14 protein-coding genes and 1 tRNA gene are annotated in these 20,085 nt (G+C 59.5%); 12 read left to right on the top strand and 3 right to left on the bottom strand.

Annotation, left to right across the window (positions count from 1 at the left end):
• On the top strand, positions 1 to 187 hold a 187-nt coding region (locus EXQ56_12805; GenBank protein MSO21309.1), incomplete at its 5' end, for a hypothetical protein.
• Positions 188 to 327: 140 nt separating this feature from the next.
• Here EXQ56_12805 and EXQ56_12800 read toward each other — a convergent pair.
• Together EXQ56_12800 and EXQ56_12795 are read right to left on the bottom strand one after the other, a co-directional pair.
• Complete coding sequence (locus EXQ56_12800) at positions 328 to 1,119, bottom strand: hypothetical protein (GenBank protein ID MSO21308.1); 792 nt, start codon at positions 1,117 to 1,119, stop codon at positions 328 to 330.
• Positions 1,120 to 2,868, bottom strand: a complete 1,749-nt coding sequence (locus EXQ56_12795) for a hypothetical protein (protein ID MSO21307.1) — start codon at positions 2,866 to 2,868, stop codon at positions 1,120 to 1,122.
• Positions 2,869 to 3,000: 132 nt separating this feature from the next.
• Here EXQ56_12795 and EXQ56_12790 point away from each other — a divergent pair, with 132 nt between their 5' ends.
• From EXQ56_12790 to EXQ56_12740, 11 genes are all read left to right on the top strand, one after another.
• Positions 3,001 to 6,435, top strand: coding sequence for a TonB-dependent receptor (locus EXQ56_12790; GenBank protein ID MSO21306.1), 3,435 nt, complete (start codon positions 3,001 to 3,003; stop codon positions 6,433 to 6,435).
• A 165-nt stretch (positions 6,436 to 6,600) separates the two neighbouring features.
• On the top strand, positions 6,601 to 8,610 hold the full coding sequence (locus tag EXQ56_12785; GenBank protein MSO21305.1) for a hypothetical protein: 2,010 nt from the start codon (positions 6,601 to 6,603) through the stop codon (positions 8,608 to 8,610).
• Between the two features lie 60 nt (positions 8,611 to 8,670).
• Complete coding sequence (locus EXQ56_12780; protein ID MSO21304.1) at positions 8,671 to 9,249, top strand: hypothetical protein; 579 nt, start codon at positions 8,671 to 8,673, stop codon at positions 9,247 to 9,249.
• A 210-nt stretch (positions 9,250 to 9,459) separates the two neighbouring features.
• Positions 9,460 to 10,812: an MFS transporter gene (locus EXQ56_12775; protein ID MSO21303.1), complete on the top strand. Its 1,353-nt coding sequence runs from the start codon at positions 9,460 to 9,462 to the stop codon at positions 10,810 to 10,812.
• A 61-nt stretch (positions 10,813 to 10,873) separates the two neighbouring features.
• Positions 10,874 to 11,722, top strand: coding sequence for an alpha/beta fold hydrolase (locus EXQ56_12770; protein ID MSO21302.1), 849 nt, complete (start codon positions 10,874 to 10,876; stop codon positions 11,720 to 11,722).
• A gap of 47 nt (positions 11,723 to 11,769) precedes the next feature.
• Positions 11,770 to 12,279, top strand: a complete 510-nt coding sequence (locus tag EXQ56_12765; protein MSO21301.1) for a hypothetical protein — start codon at positions 11,770 to 11,772, stop codon at positions 12,277 to 12,279.
• Positions 12,276 to 13,154 carry a xanthine dehydrogenase family protein subunit M gene (locus tag EXQ56_12760; protein MSO21300.1) on the top strand — a complete coding sequence of 293 codons (879 nt, stop codon included), beginning with the start codon at positions 12,276 to 12,278 and terminating at the stop codon, positions 13,152 to 13,154. The genes EXQ56_12765 and EXQ56_12760 overlap by 4 nt, the downstream gene beginning before the upstream one ends.
• Positions 13,155 to 15,527, top strand: a complete 2,373-nt coding sequence (locus EXQ56_12755) for a xanthine dehydrogenase family protein molybdopterin-binding subunit (GenBank protein MSO21299.1) — start codon at positions 13,155 to 13,157, stop codon at positions 15,525 to 15,527.
• Positions 15,527 to 16,051, top strand: a complete 525-nt coding sequence (locus tag EXQ56_12750) for a (2Fe-2S)-binding protein (GenBank protein ID MSO21298.1) — start codon at positions 15,527 to 15,529, stop codon at positions 16,049 to 16,051. Before EXQ56_12755 ends, EXQ56_12750 begins: the two co-directional genes overlap by 1 nt.
• Positions 16,052 to 16,165: 114 nt before the next feature.
• On the top strand, positions 16,166 to 18,421 hold the full coding sequence (locus EXQ56_12745; protein MSO21297.1) for a hypothetical protein: 2,256 nt from the start codon (positions 16,166 to 16,168) through the stop codon (positions 18,419 to 18,421).
• Between the two features lie 107 nt (positions 18,422 to 18,528).
• A complete protein-coding gene (locus tag EXQ56_12740) occupies positions 18,529 to 19,833 on the top strand; it encodes a hypothetical protein (protein MSO21296.1) in 1,305 nt (434 codons plus the stop codon).
• 103 nt (positions 19,834 to 19,936) lie between these two features.
• Here the strand turns inward: EXQ56_12740 and EXQ56_12735 are convergent.
• Positions 19,937 to 20,011: transfer RNA gene (locus tag EXQ56_12735), tRNA-Asn, on the bottom strand.
• Positions 20,012 to 20,085: the final 74 nt, after the last annotated feature.

Raw genomic sequence — 20,085 nt, 5'->3', positions numbered from 1 at the left:
CAATCACCAGGAGTTGTTCGCAACGCGTGGCCGCTACTTCGATCTCTACACAAAGCAGCATGGCGTGGAGGCGAATCTATTTCTCGCGCCCGGCGAAGGCGACCAGACGGAAATCGCGGGGAGCGAACACGCCTCTGCACATGGCGCAGTGCGCGAGCCGGGCTTATTTAGCAGGAATCAGTTGTAAGCGGCGAATAGGGGCTGCGGCCCTTCAAGTAGGTGGGACAGAGCCGCGACCGGAAGGGAGCGGTTCATCCTGAACGCGTCCACCTTCCTGGGACCGCTCCCTCACGGTCGCGGCTCTGTCAAACTATCCCACCAAATTTCCTAGAAGGCCTCCGGAACGTTGAAGGTCAGGATGGCGTTGAGCGTCTTGTCGGTTACGATCACGTTCTTATTTTTGATGTCGAGCGCGACGCCGCGAATGTCCTTTAAGGCGCCCCTTGGCCCGCCAATGGTCCAGCGGGGAGCCACTTCCCCATTGTCGAAAACGCTCCACACTCCAACGTAGTCTTCCGGCTCGTGGCGGCCTCCGGCCCCGGAAGCGACAAAGATCATCCCACTCTGCGAATTGACCGCCATCAGGCTGGTGCCTCGGTCGCCCTCGCTTTTGGGAATCGTAATGGTGCGCAACGGCTTGTCGTCACCGGAAGCGAGACGGTCATATATGAGCAGGCGATCGTTGCCGGAAACGATGATCAGATTGTGAACCGTATCCACGCCAACGCGGGCGGGTTCATGGGGAGTATTCAGGATGCGGATCGGTGGCACGTCGCCTTCTTGCTTCCGGCTGAACACCAGGATGCGATGATCGTCGGCCCGTCCAGGAACGAAATACTCTCCGTGAACAGGATCAGCGGTGACCGCGTGTGGATTATTGATCTGCGTCTTTGACCCCATGATGATTCGCTTGGGAGCCACGTTGCCATTGGCGTTGCCGGCAAAGGTGAGAATGGCGAAAGCGAAAAATTGCGGCACCACAATTTCGTCCGCCACGTGGTCATAGGACATGTCATGCATGGTGCGTGTGAACAGGGTGTTCTGGCCAGCGATCTCTCGAGTGGGCTGAGCTCCTCCATTCGCCGTCCTGGCGAATGCCGCAACTTGCGGATGGCCCACTCAGTTGGCGACCAGAATTTCGTCGCGCTTGGTGTCAAAGGCCACGGTATGAGCGTTGCTGAGTTTGGGCGAGGGTGCCGAGATCGGGCCGCTGCGGATGACCCGCCTGGGAGCGACGTTGCCGCCGGCGTCCACCGGGTAAACCGTTGCCGAGTGACTGCCGAAATTGGCCACCCAAAGTTCATTGTTGATCAGGTCAAGAGTTACGCCGGTGGGATTCTTAATCATCGTGCGGGGACCTTTGATGACGCGGATCGGAGCAACGTCGCCCTGCGCATCCGCCTTAAAAACGATCACGGAATCGCCGGTGTCGTTGGCCACATAAATCTCGCCGCGCTCCGGATGCACGGCCAAGCCGGTAGGCCAGTCCATCTGTGTCTTGGGGCCTTGAATCACGCGCAACGGCGCGGTGTCGCCCTGCGCATTCTTGGCGTAGACAGTGATGGAAGCAGGCTGAATCTTGCCGGAGCCGCTGAAAGCGCGAGCCCGACCCACGGGGAAATCCTTGCGCTCGTGGCGGTCATCGCCGCCGCCGCCCTCCGAGAGTGGAGGCCGGTCGTTGTTGGTCCCCCAATTGGCTACGAAGATTTCACCTTTCTTGGTGTCGAGCGCAATGCCATGCGGATCGGCCATCAGCGTCTTGCGGCCTTGCAGAATCCGCAAAGGGCTGTCCTTATCCTTGGCGAGCTTGTTGTAAACCACCACAGCATGATCGTCCTGAATGGTGAGGAACAACTCCTGCGTGGTCTCGTCGGCAAGGATGCCGAAGGTGGTGTGTGGGGTCTGTATCTTGCGCTTGGGCGACACGTTGCCTTGGGCGTCGCGTCCGAAGACCGGCAGCCAGTTCATGGTGTCGTTGTTGACTCCGTAGATGTCGCCGGTGGCTGGGTCCACATAGACGCTGCAGGCAAACTCAAGAAAAGTGGAGGTGCCGCCGATCACGCGCTTGGGCTCGCTCATCGCGGCGTTGGGCGGTGTATTGGTTAGACGGTCATACACCACCAGGCTGGAGACGTTTTCCTCCGCGATGATGATCTCGTTGCGCACTGGATCGACGGTGATGCCGGCGAACCCAAAGTGCGGGTCCTCCACGCGATACATGGAAGCCCGCGTCGCCACGCGCGCCCGCGCTTCCAGGCTGGGATGCTGCGGGGCGCTGGTGTTGCCACTTGTGCTGGTGGCCGCGCGGCCTGCGGCGGTTTGTTGCGACATAGCCGCCAGTGTTGTCGCGGCGCTGGCGGGGGCCCATTCGCACATGGGGCCGTTCATCGCCGGCAGTTGCTGCCACTCCACCAGCCGGTCTTTTCCAATGGTGAGCGCGCGCGATCCCTCCTTCATTGGGCCGATGGTTAGCAAAAGGCGTCCGCCTAGTGCCAGGATCGCGAACACCATGAACAAAGCAATCCTTCGATAACGATGGTTATTCATTGCAAGTATTTCAGATGACATAAGTAATATCTCCTTAGACTCCGTGCTGCTTGCCAAACCAAAGAACGGATTCAATCTTTGTGGTTTAGTGTACAACACAACTTCGCGCGTTGCGACTGGAGGTTCTGTATTGCCAACCTGCCGAGACACTGCCCGATCACGGCCCATCACGGATTGTTCTCTCGCACCTGCCCGCCTGCCCACCAGCCTGTATGAAATTTTCCTGTAAGATGCGAACGGGCCGCGCTCTGATTTGCCATTTTTGCTTGACACATATAGAACTCGTGTGGTCTCCTGCTCTGCAAGAGCTTTACTAGTCATGTAGGATACGGTGAGCTGCTGTGGTTATTGGGATTGCAACGATGATTCGGGAAGTTCGCGTGATATCTCCATAGTGAAAATAGAGACGTTTCTGGGAGATGTGGTTTCTGGGGGAATCATTACGAAACATCGATGCCGGGAAATGAGGTCCGTTATCCCGTTGCCACTCCCCCACACCATGCGAGTGCACCGCAATCAGCAAGTCGCCGAAGCTGGAGCGACATCGACCGGGGCCATTTTATTCGAAGCAGGATCGCGGCAAAAATGCTTAAAGTAACGGAGGGTGGTATGCGAAATCGATTGCTGGGAATTATTTTCATCGCGGGTTTACTGGCGAGTGTCAGCGGCGGTCTAAATACCGCGATGCTGCTGGCGCAGGAAACCACCGCGACCATCTCAGGCGCGGTGAAAGACGGATCGGGAGCGGTGATTCCCGAAGCCGCCGTGCGCGTGAGAAACGTGGCCACCGGTGTGGCCCGCTCGGTCCAGACGGACAGCCAGGGCCGCTACAGCGTGGCACAACTGCTGCCGGGAAACTATGAGCTGGAAACTTCCATGGCCGGTTTCCAGAACTACCTTCGCACCGGAATCGAACTGACCGTGGGCCGCCATGCCGTGGTGGATGTCGATCTTCAGGTCGGCGAAGTAACCCAGACAGTGGAAGTGGCTGGAGAAATCCCGCTAGTGGAGACCACCAGCGCGTCGCTGTCGGGAATCGTCAATGAAAAGCAGATCCGCGATCTGCCATTGAACGGTCGCGACTTCGTTTCCTTAAGCCTGATGGAGCCCGGCGTGGTCCAGGCGCGCTCAGCCTCCGGCGGCGTGGCCACCGGCGCGGGACTGCAACTGAGCTTCAACGGCGCGCGCGCGCGCATGAACAACTTTCTGATGGACGGCACCAGCATCAACAGCATCAATGGAATGGCCATTGGCGGCGCCTCCGGGCAAGCCTTGGGAGTCGACACCATTCAGGAATTTCAGGTGATCACCTCGAATTTCAGCGCGGAGTTCGGACGCGCCGGCGGCGGTGTCATCAACGTGGTCTCGAAAGCCGGAACCAACGAGCTGCATGGCAGCGCATTTGAGTTCTTCCGCAACGATGCGCTGGACGCTAGGCGCTGGGAGGACAACGCCCTGGCCAACGGCAGGAAATCCACGCTGCGCAAGAACCAATTTGGCGGAACGCTGGGCGGACCCATCCGCAGCGACAAGACATTCGCCTTCGGAGGCTATGAAGGAATGCGCCAGCGCGTCGGCAACGCCACCAGCGCGTTTATCCCCTCGATTGCGGCGCGACAGGGGAACCTGCCGCTGACGGGAACTGCGTGTACCGCCGCACCAATCGGTGGCACGCAGGACGGAGCGAATTGCATTGTCCCGATATCGGAGGTAGTACGGCCTTATCTGGCGCTATGGCCCGACCCAACACCGGGCCGTCCCATATTGGCCGATGGCCGGGGTGAGTACATCCGCAGCTTCTCCGTACCCACCAATCAGGATTATGCCCAGGTCCGCGTGGACCACAATTTTTCGGAAGGGTCCTCTCTCTTTGCGCGCTACACGATTGACGACAGCGGCAGGACGACACCGCAACCCCTGCCCACCTACAATCAGATCGATTCGATCCGCAATCAATATGCGACGATCGGCGAGACGCATATTTTTTCGCCGCAACTGCTCAACGTGTTTCGCATTGGATTCAACCGACCCAAGGTGGGTTACTCGACAGAGACCATCAATCCCCTGCTGAACAATGAGGCTCTTTGGTTCATCCCCAACGCGGCCTCTCCCGGCGTGGGACCGCTGGGCATCACCGGCATCGCCAATCCCACCTTGCCGAACAACCTGCCCCGAACGCGTCTGGACAATGTGTATCAGTTGACCGATACCGTAAGCTACACCAACGGCAGTCATGCCATTAAATTTGGAGGCGACTACCAACGTATCCAGACCAATGAAAACGATGTCTTCCGGGGCATCGGCCTGTTCACCTTCGCCAGCATGGGAAACTTCCTGCGCAATGTGCCAGCGACTTTCACCGGCGTTACGCCAGGCGGCACCGCCGTGCGTGGCTGGCGGCAGAACATTGTTGGCTTGTTTGTACAGGACGACATGAAGCCCTTTCAGGGGTTGACGCTGAACCTTGGCGTGCGCTGGGAGTTCCAGAACGATCCCACCGAAGTGAACGGCCGAGCTTCGCACTATGACGGCCTGTTTACCACCGACACGCTGGTGGTAACCAACCCGGTTATCAAGCTGCCCATCAAGAATTTCAGCCCGCGCATCGGCTTCGCCTGGGACGCCACCGGCGACGGCAAGACCTCCATTCGCGGCGGGTATGGACTTTATTACCAGATGATCTTCCGGGATTATTTCTACGCCAACCGGACGCTGCCGCCGTTCTTCACCACCAAGTCCGCGCAGAGTCCCAGCCCCCTGCTGACCTTCCCGCACCCCACGGCGTTGTTCACTGCGCCCGGCGCGGTCTTCAACGATGGCGCGCAGTGGGATAACAATAAGCAGACCTACATGATGCAGTGGAACATGAGCATCCAGCGCGAGATCCTGCCCAACACACTGCTGGGCGTCAGCTACGTGGGTACTCGCGGCCTGTTCTTGAATCGTCAGGGCGACCTAAACACGGCAGTTCCGACGATTCTACCCGATGGCCGCTACTACTATGTCCCGGTAAATGGAGCCGCTCCTCCGCGCCGCGATGCCAACTTCACCAGCACTTCGCTGAGGACATTGTCGGCCTCCTCGACTTATCATGGTTTACAGACGAAGATGACCACGCGGTTCAGCCAGTCGCTGCAAGCCCAGTTTGCCTACAGCTGGTCGCACGTGCTGGACAACGCCGTCGGCGCCATCAGCGGCGATTTCCAACAGTCCAGTTCGCCGCAGAATCCTTATACGATGAACTCGTCGGAGTGGAGCCATGCCGCGTTTGATCTGCGCCATGTGGTCTCGGCGAACTACACTTACACCCTGCCGTTCGGGAAAGAACTCACGGGATTTCTGGGCAAGCTGTTAAGCGGCTGGCAAACCAACGGCATTCTGAGCCTAACCACCGGCGTGCCTTTCTCAGTCATCAACAGCGCAACCTTAAACACCGTGGGAAGAGATCAAAGCTCCTCCGCCGGATCGAATATCAGCCGACCGGATTTGATCTCGGGCATGAGCAGCAATCCCACCAGCGGAACTACGGCGGGGTGTGCCGGCGTGGCCGCCGGGCAACAACTCGGCACACCGGACCTCTACTACGACCCTTGCGCATTCAGATTGCAAGATCTGGGATATTACGGCAATCTTGGCCGCGATACCGTGATCGGACCAAAATTCAGAAATTTTGATTTTGCCCTGGTCAAGAATACCAGTCTGGGTGAAAACAAATCGCTCCAGTTCCGGTGGGAAATGTTCAACCTGTTCAACCACCCCAATTTTGGGTTGCCGAACAGCACCAACTTCCTGGCGGTAGCCGGAGCGGCCAGCACCACGGCGGGGCGGATTACCACCACGGCAAATGATCCGCGGCAGATGCAGTTTGGCTTGAAGATTTCCTTCTAGCAGATTGATATATAATTACTTAGCAGTGTTATTTAGAACGCAGCGAGGAATCTTCTATTTCGATTCCGCAAGGTAAAGCAGGTCCTTCGCTTCGCTCAGGATGACAACATTAAGACGACAACATAAAAAGTTAGTTGCTGATTTTCGATCACGGAGGTTCAGGGAATGCGCAAGAAATCATTTGGCTTTACCATTGCCGCCCTGCTGATGGCCTGCACCGCCATCGTGCAGTTTGGCCGGGCGCAGAACGCGCTGCCCCCCGAGGTGGGCAGGTACGGGTACGCGGATTCGATTTTCATCAACGGCAAGGTCGTCAGCATGGACGACAAGTCCGCTTCCACCGATGTCGGCAATACCTATCAGGCGCTGGCCGTGAAGGGCGACAAGATCATCAAGCTGGGCACCAGCGATGCCATCAAAGCCATCGCCGGCCCGGACACCAAGACCTATGACTTGAAGGGGCGGACGCTGATCCCCGGCATTGTCGAGCCGCACAATCATATCTACGGCGGCGCCGTGCGTTATCTCGACCGCTTCGGCATCAAGTATCCGCCGAACGGGATTGAAGTAACGGTGCAGGCCAAGGCGGACCTCGAAGAAAGCCAGTTGGCGCTGAAGAACGCCGTCGAGGATGCCGTCAAGAAATCTCCCAAGGGCGATTGGGTCATGGTCAACATGCAGCCCTATCCGGAGGACCCCGGCGCGCTGGCGCTGTGGACCATGACGCGCAAATTTACGAATCTCGATACCCTGGACCGCTATGCGCCAGACAACCCGGTGCTGATGCGCCCCGGCCTGCGCGGCAACATCAACTCTAAGGCTCTGGAAATTCTGGAAAAGTTCATGCCCGGATACACCGCCTCCATTCAGGAGACCATGCACGGCGACCGGCTGGACATCGACATCCCCAAGATCGGCTGGGTGGGCAGCCAAGAGATGGCCGTCATCACCTGGGAACTGTTCCTCAACGAAGTTCCGCTGAACATTCTGGCGCAGACGCTGAAGCTGACTTCAGAAAGTTTTGCGGCCAAGGGAGTAACCACATTTTCGACGCGCATTCCCTTCCCCAAGGTCATGAGCGGATATGCCAAGCTGGCGGAATTGGGTCAGATGCCCATTCGCCTGGATGCTCATTATGAAGTGCATCGCATGCCTACCGACCCGGCGCAAACCCGCCAGATATACCGTCGCACGGGCGTGTTGCAGGGCCTCGGAGATGATTACCTGTGGATCGACGGCGTGGCCTCGGAGCGCTGGGATTCATTCTATCCAGAATCCTGCACAGGGCCGGACACTAAAGTAGACCCCAAATTGAAGGAGCGCGAAGTCTGCCCGCAGAAGGGCGACCTGATGTGGGACACCCTGCAAAACGCCATGGAGGCGGGATGGAGAATTGCCGGCGTCCACATGCAGGGCAGCGAGAGCGCGCGCTCATTTATCAAGATGATCGACATGGCCCGCGCCAACAACGGCTGGTCGCTCGATGATGTCAAAGCCATGAAGATGACCGGCGAGCACTGCAACCTGATCGGCAAGGCGCCGGAAACCATCAAGATGCTGAATGATTACGGCATCATGCTGAGCTGCGGCCCCGACATCGTTCAGGAATCGCCCGAGTGGCTGAAGGACTACGGCCCGCAATATGACAAGTTCATGCTGCCGTTCAACACTTGGATCAAATCCGGCGTGCGCCTCGTTGGCCAGCACTACGCCACCGGCGCGGATCGGCCGGGGTCGCGCAATTTCCAGCCGCCGTTCTTCATGCTGTGGCAGGCCATCACGCGCAAGTATGACGGCAAAATCTGGCAGGCCGACGAGCGCATCGACCGCGTTCACGCGCTGAAGATGTACTCCATCTGGGCCGCCGATTACGTGCGCAAGCAGGAGAAGCTCGGCTCGCTCGAAGTAGGCAAGTACGCGGACCTGCTGGTGATCGACCGCGATTATTTCACGGTTCCCGAGGCTGACATTCTGAAGGTAAAGCCGCTGATGACCATGGTGGGCGGCAAGATGGTGGTGCTCCAAGAATCGCTCGCCAAGGATTTTGGCGTCGAGTCCGTGGGTCCGGCCTACACCTTCAAGGACAGCGATGTGGAACACATCGGCCTGCCCCTGGTGGACATCACCAAGAAGTTTCCCGGTGAGCGCGCAGTGGCTCCCGGCGCCGGTGGTTAGTCCAATCGTCAGACCAACGGTAGTAACAATTTGGCAGTATCAACAGTTAGGAACAACCCAATGCGTGCTTTTGTTTGGTTGATGGTGGCCGCGCAATTTTTTGTCGCGGCCACCCCGGCGTTTACTCAAGATGATGCGCCAGACAGGGTGCCGAAGCTGGAGCTCGTCTCCGCTCGTGTACGACCGGGTGCCCCGGTCTTCCTCAACGCCATGATTACCAATCCCGCGACAGCGCCGATATACGTGGTGCGGCAGAGCGTCGAGTTTCCGCGCGCGTCGCTGACATTCGTGCTGGCGCGGCTGGGCATCGCCGCCAACATGTCATTCGCCGAAATTGCCGTCGAGATGAAGGACGCCTCGGGAACCAAGGTCAAAGAAAAGGCTGCGGCGCAAAAGCTGGAGATCACCATCACCGCCAAAGAGCCGATCCGCGATGGCCCGTTGGCCGAGCTGGAATTCCGTCTCGCCGCCGACACCAAGGAGCAGACATTGATTGTGAAACAGTCCGCCGAGGCACTCGACGACAAAGGAAAGAAGGTCGCCTCTTTGACGGTTACCCCGACGGCGGAGGTGGTGGTCAGCGAAAGCATCGGGAGCGAGCCACGCCCTGCCATTGGCTGTTTTTTCTTCACGCATTGAGCTGCGCTTGTATCCGAGCCGCGACAGTTATGGAGCGTCCACAATAGTCGCGTGCGCAACTTAGTCCCGCACTCAAGAGCATTCCAGCTTTCCCGCCGGACAAGGCCGTATTCAGCGTTCAGGCTCTTGTGCTGCTTTTCGTGCATCGTGGACGCTCCATGACTGTCGCGGCTAGGATCAATCCACAAGCCGTTAAGTGAGAGGAACCGCATGAGTACTGCAACCATTGCAGCCCCCGACAACCGGCCCTGGTATCGCACCCTGAATGGCGAACAGTGGAATACGCTGCTGGCCGCCAACCTCGGCTGGGCCTTTGACGGCTATGAAACCTACGCCCTGATTCTCACCATGGGCACCGCTTTTCGCCAGCTACTGCCCGCCGAAAGTTATGCCAGCATCCCGTTTTACGCCGGTCTGACCATCGCGGTAACGCTGCTCGGCTGGGGCATCGGCGGCATCGTCGGTGGCATCGTCTCCGATTACATCGGGCGCAAGCGCACCTTGATCTATGCGGTGCTGGCCTACTCTGTCGTTACCGGATTCACGGCCATCGCCTGGTCGCTGTGGTCCTTCATCGCGCTGCGCTTCATCGTCGGCTTCGCGCTGGGCTCGGAGTGGGGCACAGGCACTTCGATGGTCGCGGAGATGTGGCCCGACAAGCATCGTGGCAAGGGCGCGGGGCTGATGCAGTGCGGCCTGGGCATCGGCTTTTTCTTCGCCTCCGCCACATGGTTCTTCGTCAGCCCGATGGGACCCGACGCATGGCGCTGGATGTACGTCATTGGCGTTCTCCCCGCCCTCGCTGTCGGCTGGATTCGCAAGCGCATCAAGGAACCGGAAAAGTGGACGGAGTCGGATCGCAAGCGCCGTGCGGCAGTCGAGGCGCAGAAGATAGCACAGCAATCGGGTCAGGATGTGAGCGCCGCCGACAAGAACCTTACGCGCTTCACGCTGATTGACCTGTTCGCCGATCCGAAGTATCGCCGCCGCACCATTGCGGCCTTCCTGATGTCCACCACCACCACGCTGGCCTGGTGGGGCATCTCAACATGGGTGCCTCCGTACGTCGGGTCTCTCGCTAAGTTGGAGGGACTCTCACCCGAGCGCTGGGCGAGCTTGGCGGGAATGTTCTACAACGCGGGCGCTATCTGTGGCTATATCTCGCTCGGCTTCTTCGCCGATCTCTACGGGCGCAGGCCGGTTACCATCGCGTGGTTCGCCATCTCCCTGCTGATGACCCCCGTGCTGTTCCTGTGGACGCATAACCTGTATGTGCTGCTCGGCGTCTGCTCCATCAACGCCTTCTTCACGCTGGGCCAATATACATGGTGCTCGACGTGGCTGCCGGAGGCTTATCCCACGCGCATCCGCGCCACCGCAGTCAGCTTCTGCTTCAACGCGCCGCGCTTCATCGCCTTCACGGGACCACTGCTGGCGGGGACGCTGATCACCTACTTCGGCAGTTACGGCCGGGCCGCCGTGATCGTCAGCATGATCTACATTCTCGGTATTGTCGCCGCCCCATTTTTTCCCGAGACGCGCGGCAAGGCGCTGCCGGAATAATCGGGTCCGCTCGCTGACGCGCGCGGCTCTGTGACGCGATTCACTCGCTGTGGTAGGCTGAATGTTCGGAGCATTTAACATGACCCACTCCAGAAAATCCGGCAACGCACCGCTTGGCGATGGCGCCTCGCTCCGTTACACACTGCATGGCGAGGACCGGCCTGAACTCCCGAAGCTGGTGCTGGTCCACTCGCTGGGCATGAGCGAAGTGGTCTGGGACGAGGTGGTCGAGCGCCTTGTCGAGCGCACCGCCATTTTGACTTACGACTGTCGCGGGCACGGTGCGTCCACCAAGTTGCTCGGCAAGTCGCCTGGCCCCTATCGTCTCGAGGGATTCGCGCGCGACCTGGCCGCGCTGCTGGATCATGTCGGCTGGTCGAGCGCGCACATCGCCGGCGGGTCGCTGGGCGGCAGCATCGCGTTGCAATTCGCCGCGCTGTTTCCGTCGCGTGTACAGACGCTCGGCTTGATCGACACAACCGCATGGTATGGCGCGGAAGCGCCTGAAAAATGGGAGTGGCGCGCCAAAGAAGCCGAAGAAAAGGGCTTGCCCGCGCTGATCGACTTTCAACAAACGCGCTGGTTCTCTGATAGTTTCCGCGAGCAGCACCCCGAAACGGTGGCCCTGTGCCGCAATGTTTTTCTGGCCAACGAGACCGCGTGTTTCGTCGCCACCTGCCGCATGTTGGGCGCGTTCGATCTGCGCGCGCACCTCGCGGGATTCCACATGCCGGTAGCCATCGCCGTCGGCGAGGAAGATTACGCGACGCCGCCCGAGATGGCCCGCCAACTCGAGAGCAACATCGCTGGGGCGACGATGCAGATCATTCCGCAGGCGCGACATCTGACGTTTGTCGAGCAGCCAGCGCTTATCGCCGAAATTCTGTCCCGCCTCATTGACCGAGCTTAAACTTCGACATCGCCTGCAACTGGGAAAGTTTATTTCACTAATAAAACATGGGCCTGCAATCCACTGGAACAATCAATGTTGAAGTAGATCGCGCCACCGCGTTCGAGTTTGTCGCTGATCCGGTCCAGCTCGCCCAGTGCATTCCGGGATGCAGCGAATTAATCGAGCTCTCGCCGGGTCGCTACTCCGCGCAGCTCACCAGCAAGGTCGCCTATATAACTTTGAAGTTTAAGGTTACCAGCGAGATTACCCGCATGGAGCCGCCCAACTTAATTGAGGTGAAGATGACCGGCGACTCCGTCGGCCTGGCCGGACGCGTGTCGGCCACGGCGGGCATTGAGCTGACGGTTGCCAGCGAGGGCTGCACGGAGATCCGCTACACGGCAGAAGTCGCGCTGAGCGGAAAGCTGGGCGGGCTGGGCCAGCCCGTGTTCCGCTCGAAGAGCGCTGAAGTGGCTCGTGAATTTGGCGCGAACTTGAAGGCGGCTTTGGAAAAAGGGCTGGGGGGAAATGGGCTGCTGAATCGTTCCTCCTTGTCGGGAGACCCCGTCGCATGAAGAACTTTGAACTGGCGGAGCCCGCGACGCTCGAAGAGGCGCTGTCTTTGCTCGACCCTGAAGATGCCACGGTGCGCGCCATCGCCGGCGGCACGGCGCTGCTCTTAATGATGAAGCCTCGATTGTTTCAGCCCTCGCGGCTGGTTAGTCTGCGCCGAATCAAGAATGCGCTGCGCGGCGTCAGCGCCGACGAAACCGGCGGCCTGCGCATCGGCGCGATGACCACGCTGTCCGAGATGGAGCGCTCGCCCGTTATCGCTCGCACGTTTCCAGTAATCACACGCACACTGCACACCCTCTCGAACGTACGCATTCGCAACGTGGCGACGCTCGGCGGCCACCTCGCCCATGGCGATCCTCACATGGACCTGCCGCCCATTCTGCTTACGCTCGGGGCGCGCGTGCGCGCCGTCAGCCAGCGCGGCGAGCGCTGGATTGCCATCGGCGATCTGTTCACCGGCTATTACGAAACCGCATTGTCGCGCGACGAGTTAATCACCGAAGTCGCAGTGCCACTGCAACCAGCGGGCGTGCATAGCTGGTACGAAAAATACACGGCGCTCTCGGCCGACGATTGGCCTGCGGTGGGAGTGGCCGTCTGGTTCCGCATGGAGTCGGGCGTGATCGCCGAAGCCCGCGTGGCGGTCAGTTCAGCGACGGAGCGCCCGGTGCGCATGACCGGAGCAGAGGGCGTGCTAAATAATGTCAGCGCCACCGCCGCCGTCTTTTCCAAGGCCGCCGACTCGGCAGCCGAGGAAGTGCAGCCGCTGGCCGATCTGCGCGGCACGGTGGCGTATAAGCGCGAGATGGTTCGCGTACACGTCCGGCGCGCGCTGGAGCAGGCGCTGAAAATAAATTCGAGTGAGGCATCCTAAATGCCCACGCCTAAACCGTCCGCGACGAAAATCACATCACCAACCGCCGCAGCGAGCGGCCCGCGGCAATCGATCCCTCGTCTGGAGTCCGCCGCAAAGGTTACGGGCAGCGCGGAATACATCATCAACATGCGCATCCCGGGAATGCTCTACGGCAGGATCACGCGCAGTCCCGTTGCCCACGGAAAAATTATAAGTATTGACACCAGCGCTGCGCTGGCCTTCGCGGGAGTTCACTCGGTGATTACCGGCGAGGACATCCGCAAGATTATTCCGAATCCCTACTACGGCCCGGCATTTCACGATCAGCCGATTCTGGCGCTCGACAAAGTGCGCTACGTGGGTGAGCCGGTGGCGGTGGTGCTGGCTCGTGATCCGCATATTGCCGAAGAGGCCGCCGACCTGGTGGAGGTGGAATACGACCCACTCGATCCCGTTTTCGACGAGGTCGCTGCTGCGCAGCCAACCGCGCCGATTATCCATGACGTCCTGCAGCCCGCGGGTACCTTCCCCGACCTCAAACATCTCAAGGGTCGCGCGGGCACCAACGTCGCACTCGACGCGCAGGTGCGCCGAGGTGATATTGAAAAGGGATTCGCCACGGCGGATCATGTTTTTGAGCACACCTTTCATAACGGCAAAGTAATCCACGCCACCTTCGAGCCCATTGTCTCGCTGGCCGAGTTGACGGACACCAACGGCATCACCATCCATAGCGCAACGCAAAGCCCATCCTTCGTGCGCAGCGAAGTCGCACGCCTGCTGGGCTGGGCGGAAAATCGCGTGCGGGTGCGCACGGCGCTGCTGGGCGGCGGATTTGGCGCGAAGCTCTACATCAAGCTGGAAGCGCTGGTGGCCGCCTGCGCGCTGCTGGCGCGCAAGCCGGTGCGCATCGCACTGACCATGGAAGAGCAGTTCTACACCATCACCAAGCACGGGACAACCGTGCGCATTAAAACAGGCGTGATGTCCGACGGTCGGATGATCGCGCGTAAGGTGGAGACGTGGTGGAACGGCGGCGCGTATGCCGACATCGGGCCACGCGTCTCACAAAAGTCCGGCTTCACCGGCGCCGGCCCCTATGACATTGAGAACATCGCGCTCGACAATCACGCCGTTTATACCAATGAGCCGCCGGCCGGTGCGCTGCGCGGATTCGGAATTTCGCAGTTGGTGTGGGCGTATGAATCACAGGCCGACATCATCGCGCACGCGCTGGGCATGGACCCGCTGGCGTTCCGGCGTCTGAACATCCTGCGCGAAGGCAGGCCGCACGCCACCGGAACGCTGATGCGCCACGCGGAGATCGCAGAAGTGCTGAACCGGCTGGAAATCAAGATGGATTGGAACCGCCCCATCGAGCGTGGCACAGGGACGGTACGACGCGGGCGCGGCATCGGCATCGGCATCAAAGCGAGCATCTCGCCGACCACGTCTGTCGCAACCGTAACGATCGCCGGTGACGGCAGTTGCAGCATGCTCTGCTCCACCGTGGATATGGGGCAGGGCTCTGACACCGCGCTCGCGCAGATGACTGCGGAGATTCTGGGAATCGCCGCAACATCGGTGCGTGTGGTCCATCCAGACACGGACATCACTCCCTACGACATGGCCACGCTTGGCTCGCGCTCCACTTATCACATGGGCCATGCCATCATCCAGGCCGCGGAGGCGGTCCGCGCACAATTGATGGAGATCGCGGCAAAGTCAATGGGCGTCGCCACCGAGCAACTCACCTGTCGCGAGGGAGCTGCGTTCGCGCCGGACGGCAGGCGCATGAGTTTCCGCGAGCTAATGCTGGCGCGCTTCGGAATGCAGGCGGGCCATCTGACGGGCACAGGAACATTTACTCCGCCTTTCTCGAAGCCGGACCAGGAGACAGGACAATCGCCGCAGGTAACGCCGTTCTGGATGCTGGGCGGCGCGGGCGCGGAAATCGAAGTGGACACCGAAACGGGCCGCATTCGCGTAACGAAACTGGTGAATGTAGGCGACGTAGGCCGCGCCATCAACCCTTCCATCGTGGAGCGCCAGCTCACCGGCGCGGGCACGATGCAACTGGGATTCACGTTGTTTGAGGAGATGCGCTTCAGCGATGGGCAGGTGCTCAACGCCAGCCTCGCCGATTATAAAATACCAGGGACACTCGATATTCCTGACGAGATGACCGGAGAGATGATCGAGATTCCGCACGGCGATGCGCCCTTCGGCGCAAAAGGCGTTGGCGAGACGGCGGTGTTTTCCGTCGCACCCGCCATCGCCAACGCGCTCTTCGATGCCATCGGCGTACGAATCATGGAGCTTCCACTGACGCCGGAGCGGGTGCTGCGCGCTCTGCGCGAAAAAGAAGGCCGACCGCTGGAGAGCGAATAATGAGCACAACCAATCGCCGCAACATCCAATTCAAGCTGAATGGCCGCGCCGCCAGCGCCGACATCGCGGTGTATGAAACCGTCATTGAAGTATTGCAGCGCGAGTTCGGCCTGTTCGGCGCGCGGGAGAGTTGCGCGCAGGGGCTCTGCGGGTGCTGCACCGTACTCGTGGACGGACTGGCGGTCTCTGGCTGCCTCTACCTGGCAGCTTTTGCAGATGGAGCGGAAGTACAAACAGTTGAAGGGCTCGCGGATGAAGGCGTACTGCATCCCATTCAAAAATGCTTCATCGCCAAGGACGCTTTCCAGTGCGGCTTCTGCACGCCGGGTTTCATTTTGATGACCAAGGAACTGCTCGAGCGTAACCCGGACCCGAATGCGGATGAGATTCGGCATTACCTCTCAGGAAACCTGTGCCGTTGCGGAACGTATCCGGACATTGTCGAGGCGGTAAAGGCCGCAGCCGGCGAGATCGCACACGGGGCCCCGCTCCGCGCCAACCCCTCAGCCGATTCCGCGCAGTGACGCGCAAAGGGTGCTGCAGGTTCACAACCTGGGTTGACAGAAACCGGGGCGCAGCCTAATGTCATCGGAGTCAATTCTCGCGTTGCAGTCTCACACTTGCTCGCCTGGACCCGGATGAATCACTCGCGCCAAAGCAATCGACCCAGCGTAGGACCGCGCCGCGGAGTTCTGCTCAAATGGATGGGGTCTTATCCCGTGTTGGCCCTCTTGCTATTGTCCCTAGCCTCCGTCGCACCAGTGGTCCTTGCTCAGGAGCCAGCGCCCACCCCAGCGCCAGCAGCGGAGGTGCGCAAGACGATCTCCGCGGTATTCACCGATGCAGAAATTACCGTTGACGGTGAACTCAACGAGACGGCTTGGGCTGCCGCCGTGCCCGCCAGGGACTTTACTCAACGGGACCCCGACACAGGCGCGCCAGCCAGTGAGCCGAGCGAGATTCGCATTCTTTACGACCGCGAGAATCTTTACATCGGCGTGTACTGCCATGAGTCCGACCCGCGGCAAATCATCGTCAACAATATTCGGCGCGACTTTCCACCCAACGACCAGGATGCCATAGCGATTCTGCTCGACACCTTTCACGACCGGCGCAGCGGTTATACTTTCTCGACCACGCCGGAGGGCGGCCAGCGCGACCAGCAGTTCACCGACACCGGCCGGGTTTCCAACCCCAACTGGGATGGCGTGTGGTACTCGGAATCGAAGATTCACAAAAACGCCTGGACGGCGGAGTTTGCGATTCCCTTCAAGACCCTGCGCTTCAGTCCTGAAGACATTCAACTTTGGGGCGTGAATTTTTACCGCTATATGCAGCACAACGGCGAGGCCAACTCCTGGGCGCCGCTGCCGCGCCGCTATGTGATGCAGCGCGGTGTCGGCATCGCCGGAGACCTGGTGGGGTTGAAGGGCGTCAAGCCGGGGAAGAATCTTTACATCAAGCCCTATGTACTGGGTGGCGCGCAGAAGCTGGATTCCCAAGGCGCGAAACTGGACGGCGAGTTCAAGGGCGGGATGGATTTGAAGTACGGCGTGGCGCCCGGCATGACTCTGGACCTGACGGCCAACACGGATTTTTCCGACACCGAAGCCGACACGCAGCAGATCAACTTCACGCGCTTCCCGCTGTTCTTCCCGGAGAAGCGGGAGTTCTTCCTCGAAAATGCGGGGCTCTTTCAGGCCGGGTTCGACGGACTACAAAGGCAGGAGGTCCTGCTGTTCCACAGCCGCCGCATCGGGCTGGCTGGCGGAACTCCGATTCCGATTCTGGGCGGCGCGCGACTCTCCGGGCGGGCCGGGAAAAATGCCGTCGGCCTGATGAATATTCAGACGCGCTCGGAGGCTACTTTCGCCGCGTCGAATTTCACCGTGGCCCGCTTTCGGCGGGACATTCTGAGCAACTCCACGGTGGGGGCGATTGTTTTGAACCGGCGCGCCAGCCTTCCCGGCGATTCCAGTCAGACCTACGGCGTGGACGCCACGATGCTTCTGCGCCAGGACTTGCAGGTCAACGCGCTGTATGCGAAAACGCGCAAGCCGCAGATCGTCGGCGAGGATGGCTTCGGAAAATTCGAGGCCGAGTGGCAAAGCAATCTGTGGCGACTTTACAGCTCCTATTCCGACATCCAGAAAAACTTTGATCCGCAACTTGGTTTCGTGCGCCGTCCGGGACGGCGGCTGGTCCAGGAGCTGGCGGAGTTTCGTCCTCACTTCGAGCGCGGCATGCCGCTCGCCAGCATCATCCGCGACGCCACCGTGACGACCAACTACGAATACGCGACTCTGTCTGACGGTCGCACCGAGACCAAGAGTTTCAGCGGCCCGTTCGGCAACGTGGAGTTTCAGGACGGCGGGACTTTTAGCTATACGTATTACCGGAAATTCGATCGACTGACGCGCATCTTTCCACTGCAAGGTTTGCAAATTCCAGCGGGGGACTATCGCTCGAATGGCTACGCGCTCGGCTACACTTCCAGCCGCCGCAGGCTGCTCTCGGCGAGCGTCAATTTGCGGCGCCAGGATTTTTATACAGGAACGCAGGTTATCTGGACATGGGGCGGAATTCTGCGCGCCAGTTACCGGCTGTCCACGCAATTGGATTATCAGCGAGGCGAGGCGGAACTGCGGGAAGGCTCATTTACCACGAATCTGGCGAGCCTGCGAACTGATTATTCTTTTAACCCGCGGCTGAGCCTCAGCGCGCTGATCCAGTACAACAGCGACACCAGGCAGGTGAGCTCCAACCTCCGATTTCGGTTCATCCATCATCCGCTGAGTGATTTTTACGTGGTTTATAACGACCAGCGCGATACGAATTTCGATCACAGCGACCGCAGCCTGACGTTCAAGTTCACTCACCTGCTGAGCTTCTAGTCCGCATTGCGGCCCGTAGCATCGCGCCCGATAGTGATGTAATAATATCTCTCATAAGGAGTCGTACAAAACTTCGGCTCGGTTCTGTCTGCTTTGGGGATATTTGAATGAATATACATCGCTTATTACTTCTTGCCACCGTCAGCCTGAGTCTGACACTCGCGGGATCGCTGTGGGCCTTGCAGGGTCATGATGACAATCCTGACTTCCCCGCGATTCCCTTCGATCACCCGGCCATTCAATATGCCGATCGCCCGGCCGACGATCCCATAGCTCGTCTGCAAAAGCGGTTGAACTCGAGTGATGCCAGGCTGGAGTACCATCCGAAGTGGGGATACCTGCCTGGCATTTTGAAGATTTTGGGAATTGAGGTGGATTCTCAGATTCTGGTTTTTTCGAAGACCAGTTCGCAGGTTTCATTGATCTCGCCGGAGTCTCCTCGTGCGATCTACTTCAATGATAGCGTATCGGTGGGGTACGTGCAGAATGGACGCGCGCTGGAATTTTCGGCGCTCGATCCCCGGCTGGGGGCGATTTTCTATACTCTGGACGCCGGCAAGACGGACCGCCCCACATTCACGCGCCAGTATATGAGCTGCTTGCAATGTCACATGAGTCCCGCCACACTGAACGTGCCCGGCATCGTGGTCAGCTCGGTGAATCCGGCCAACGAAGATTCTCCGTACGGCCGGTCAGGCGCATTCGCCGCCGATCATCGCATTCCGCTCGAAACTCGCTGGGGTGGATGGTTTGTTACCGGACTGCACGGGAAAATTCATCACCGGGGCAACGTCCCCGTGGATTATAGTCCGTACCAGCGACAGCCGGCAAAGTCGCAAAACCTCACCACCCTCGACGAGCAATTGGATACCTCCGCCTATCTGGCTCCCACCAGTGATATCGTCGCCCTGATGACGATCGAGCACCAAACTCGCATGACGAATCTGATTACGCGAATTGGCTGGGAGACGCGCGTTGCTGTTGCGGAGCGCACGCTCAAGGAATTTGCCCCGCGTCTGAAATCCAATGTGGACGAGCTGGTAACTTACATGCTCTTCGCCGACGAAGAGCCTCTCTCGGAGCCGATTCAAGGTATTTCCACATTCACCAAATCCTTCCAGCAGCGCGGTCCTCGCGACCATCTGGGTCGCTCGCTACGCGACTTCGATCTGCGCCAGCGGCTCTTCCGGTATCCCCTGAGCTATATGATTTACAGTCCTGCGTTCGACAACATCCCCGATATCTCCCGCGAGGCGATCTACCGCAAGCTGTACGATGTGCTGACATTCAACGACGCCGGCGAAGCGTTCAACGCTGTTTCGGCGGACGACCGCCGCGCGGTTCTGGAAATCCTCCGCGACACCAAACCCACTCTGCCCAAATATTGGAAGAGTCCCCCGTCCGCTAAATAAGGAACCAGCGCGGAATGGCGATGCCCCGCAGCTCGAACAACTACAGCGCTCGCACCAACAAAACAACAATGGAATAGAAGCTACAGGAAACGATTTTGCAGAATGGCTCCTCAGGTAGGATTCGAACCTACAACCCTTCGGTTAACAGCCGAATGCTCTACCATTGAGCTACTGAGGAATCCGGTTGGACAACTGATTCTCTTCTTTGATATCAGAGCGGTGCGCGGGTGTCAAGTTGACGGCGGCGATATC

This window comes from Acidobacteriota bacterium, from assembly GCA_009691245.1.
Lineage (GTDB): Bacteria > Acidobacteriota > Terriglobia > 2-12-FULL-54-10 > 2-12-FULL-54-10 > SHUM01.
Note: the sequence above shows the minus strand (reverse complement) of the source record. Positions and strands in the feature narration are given on the sequence as shown.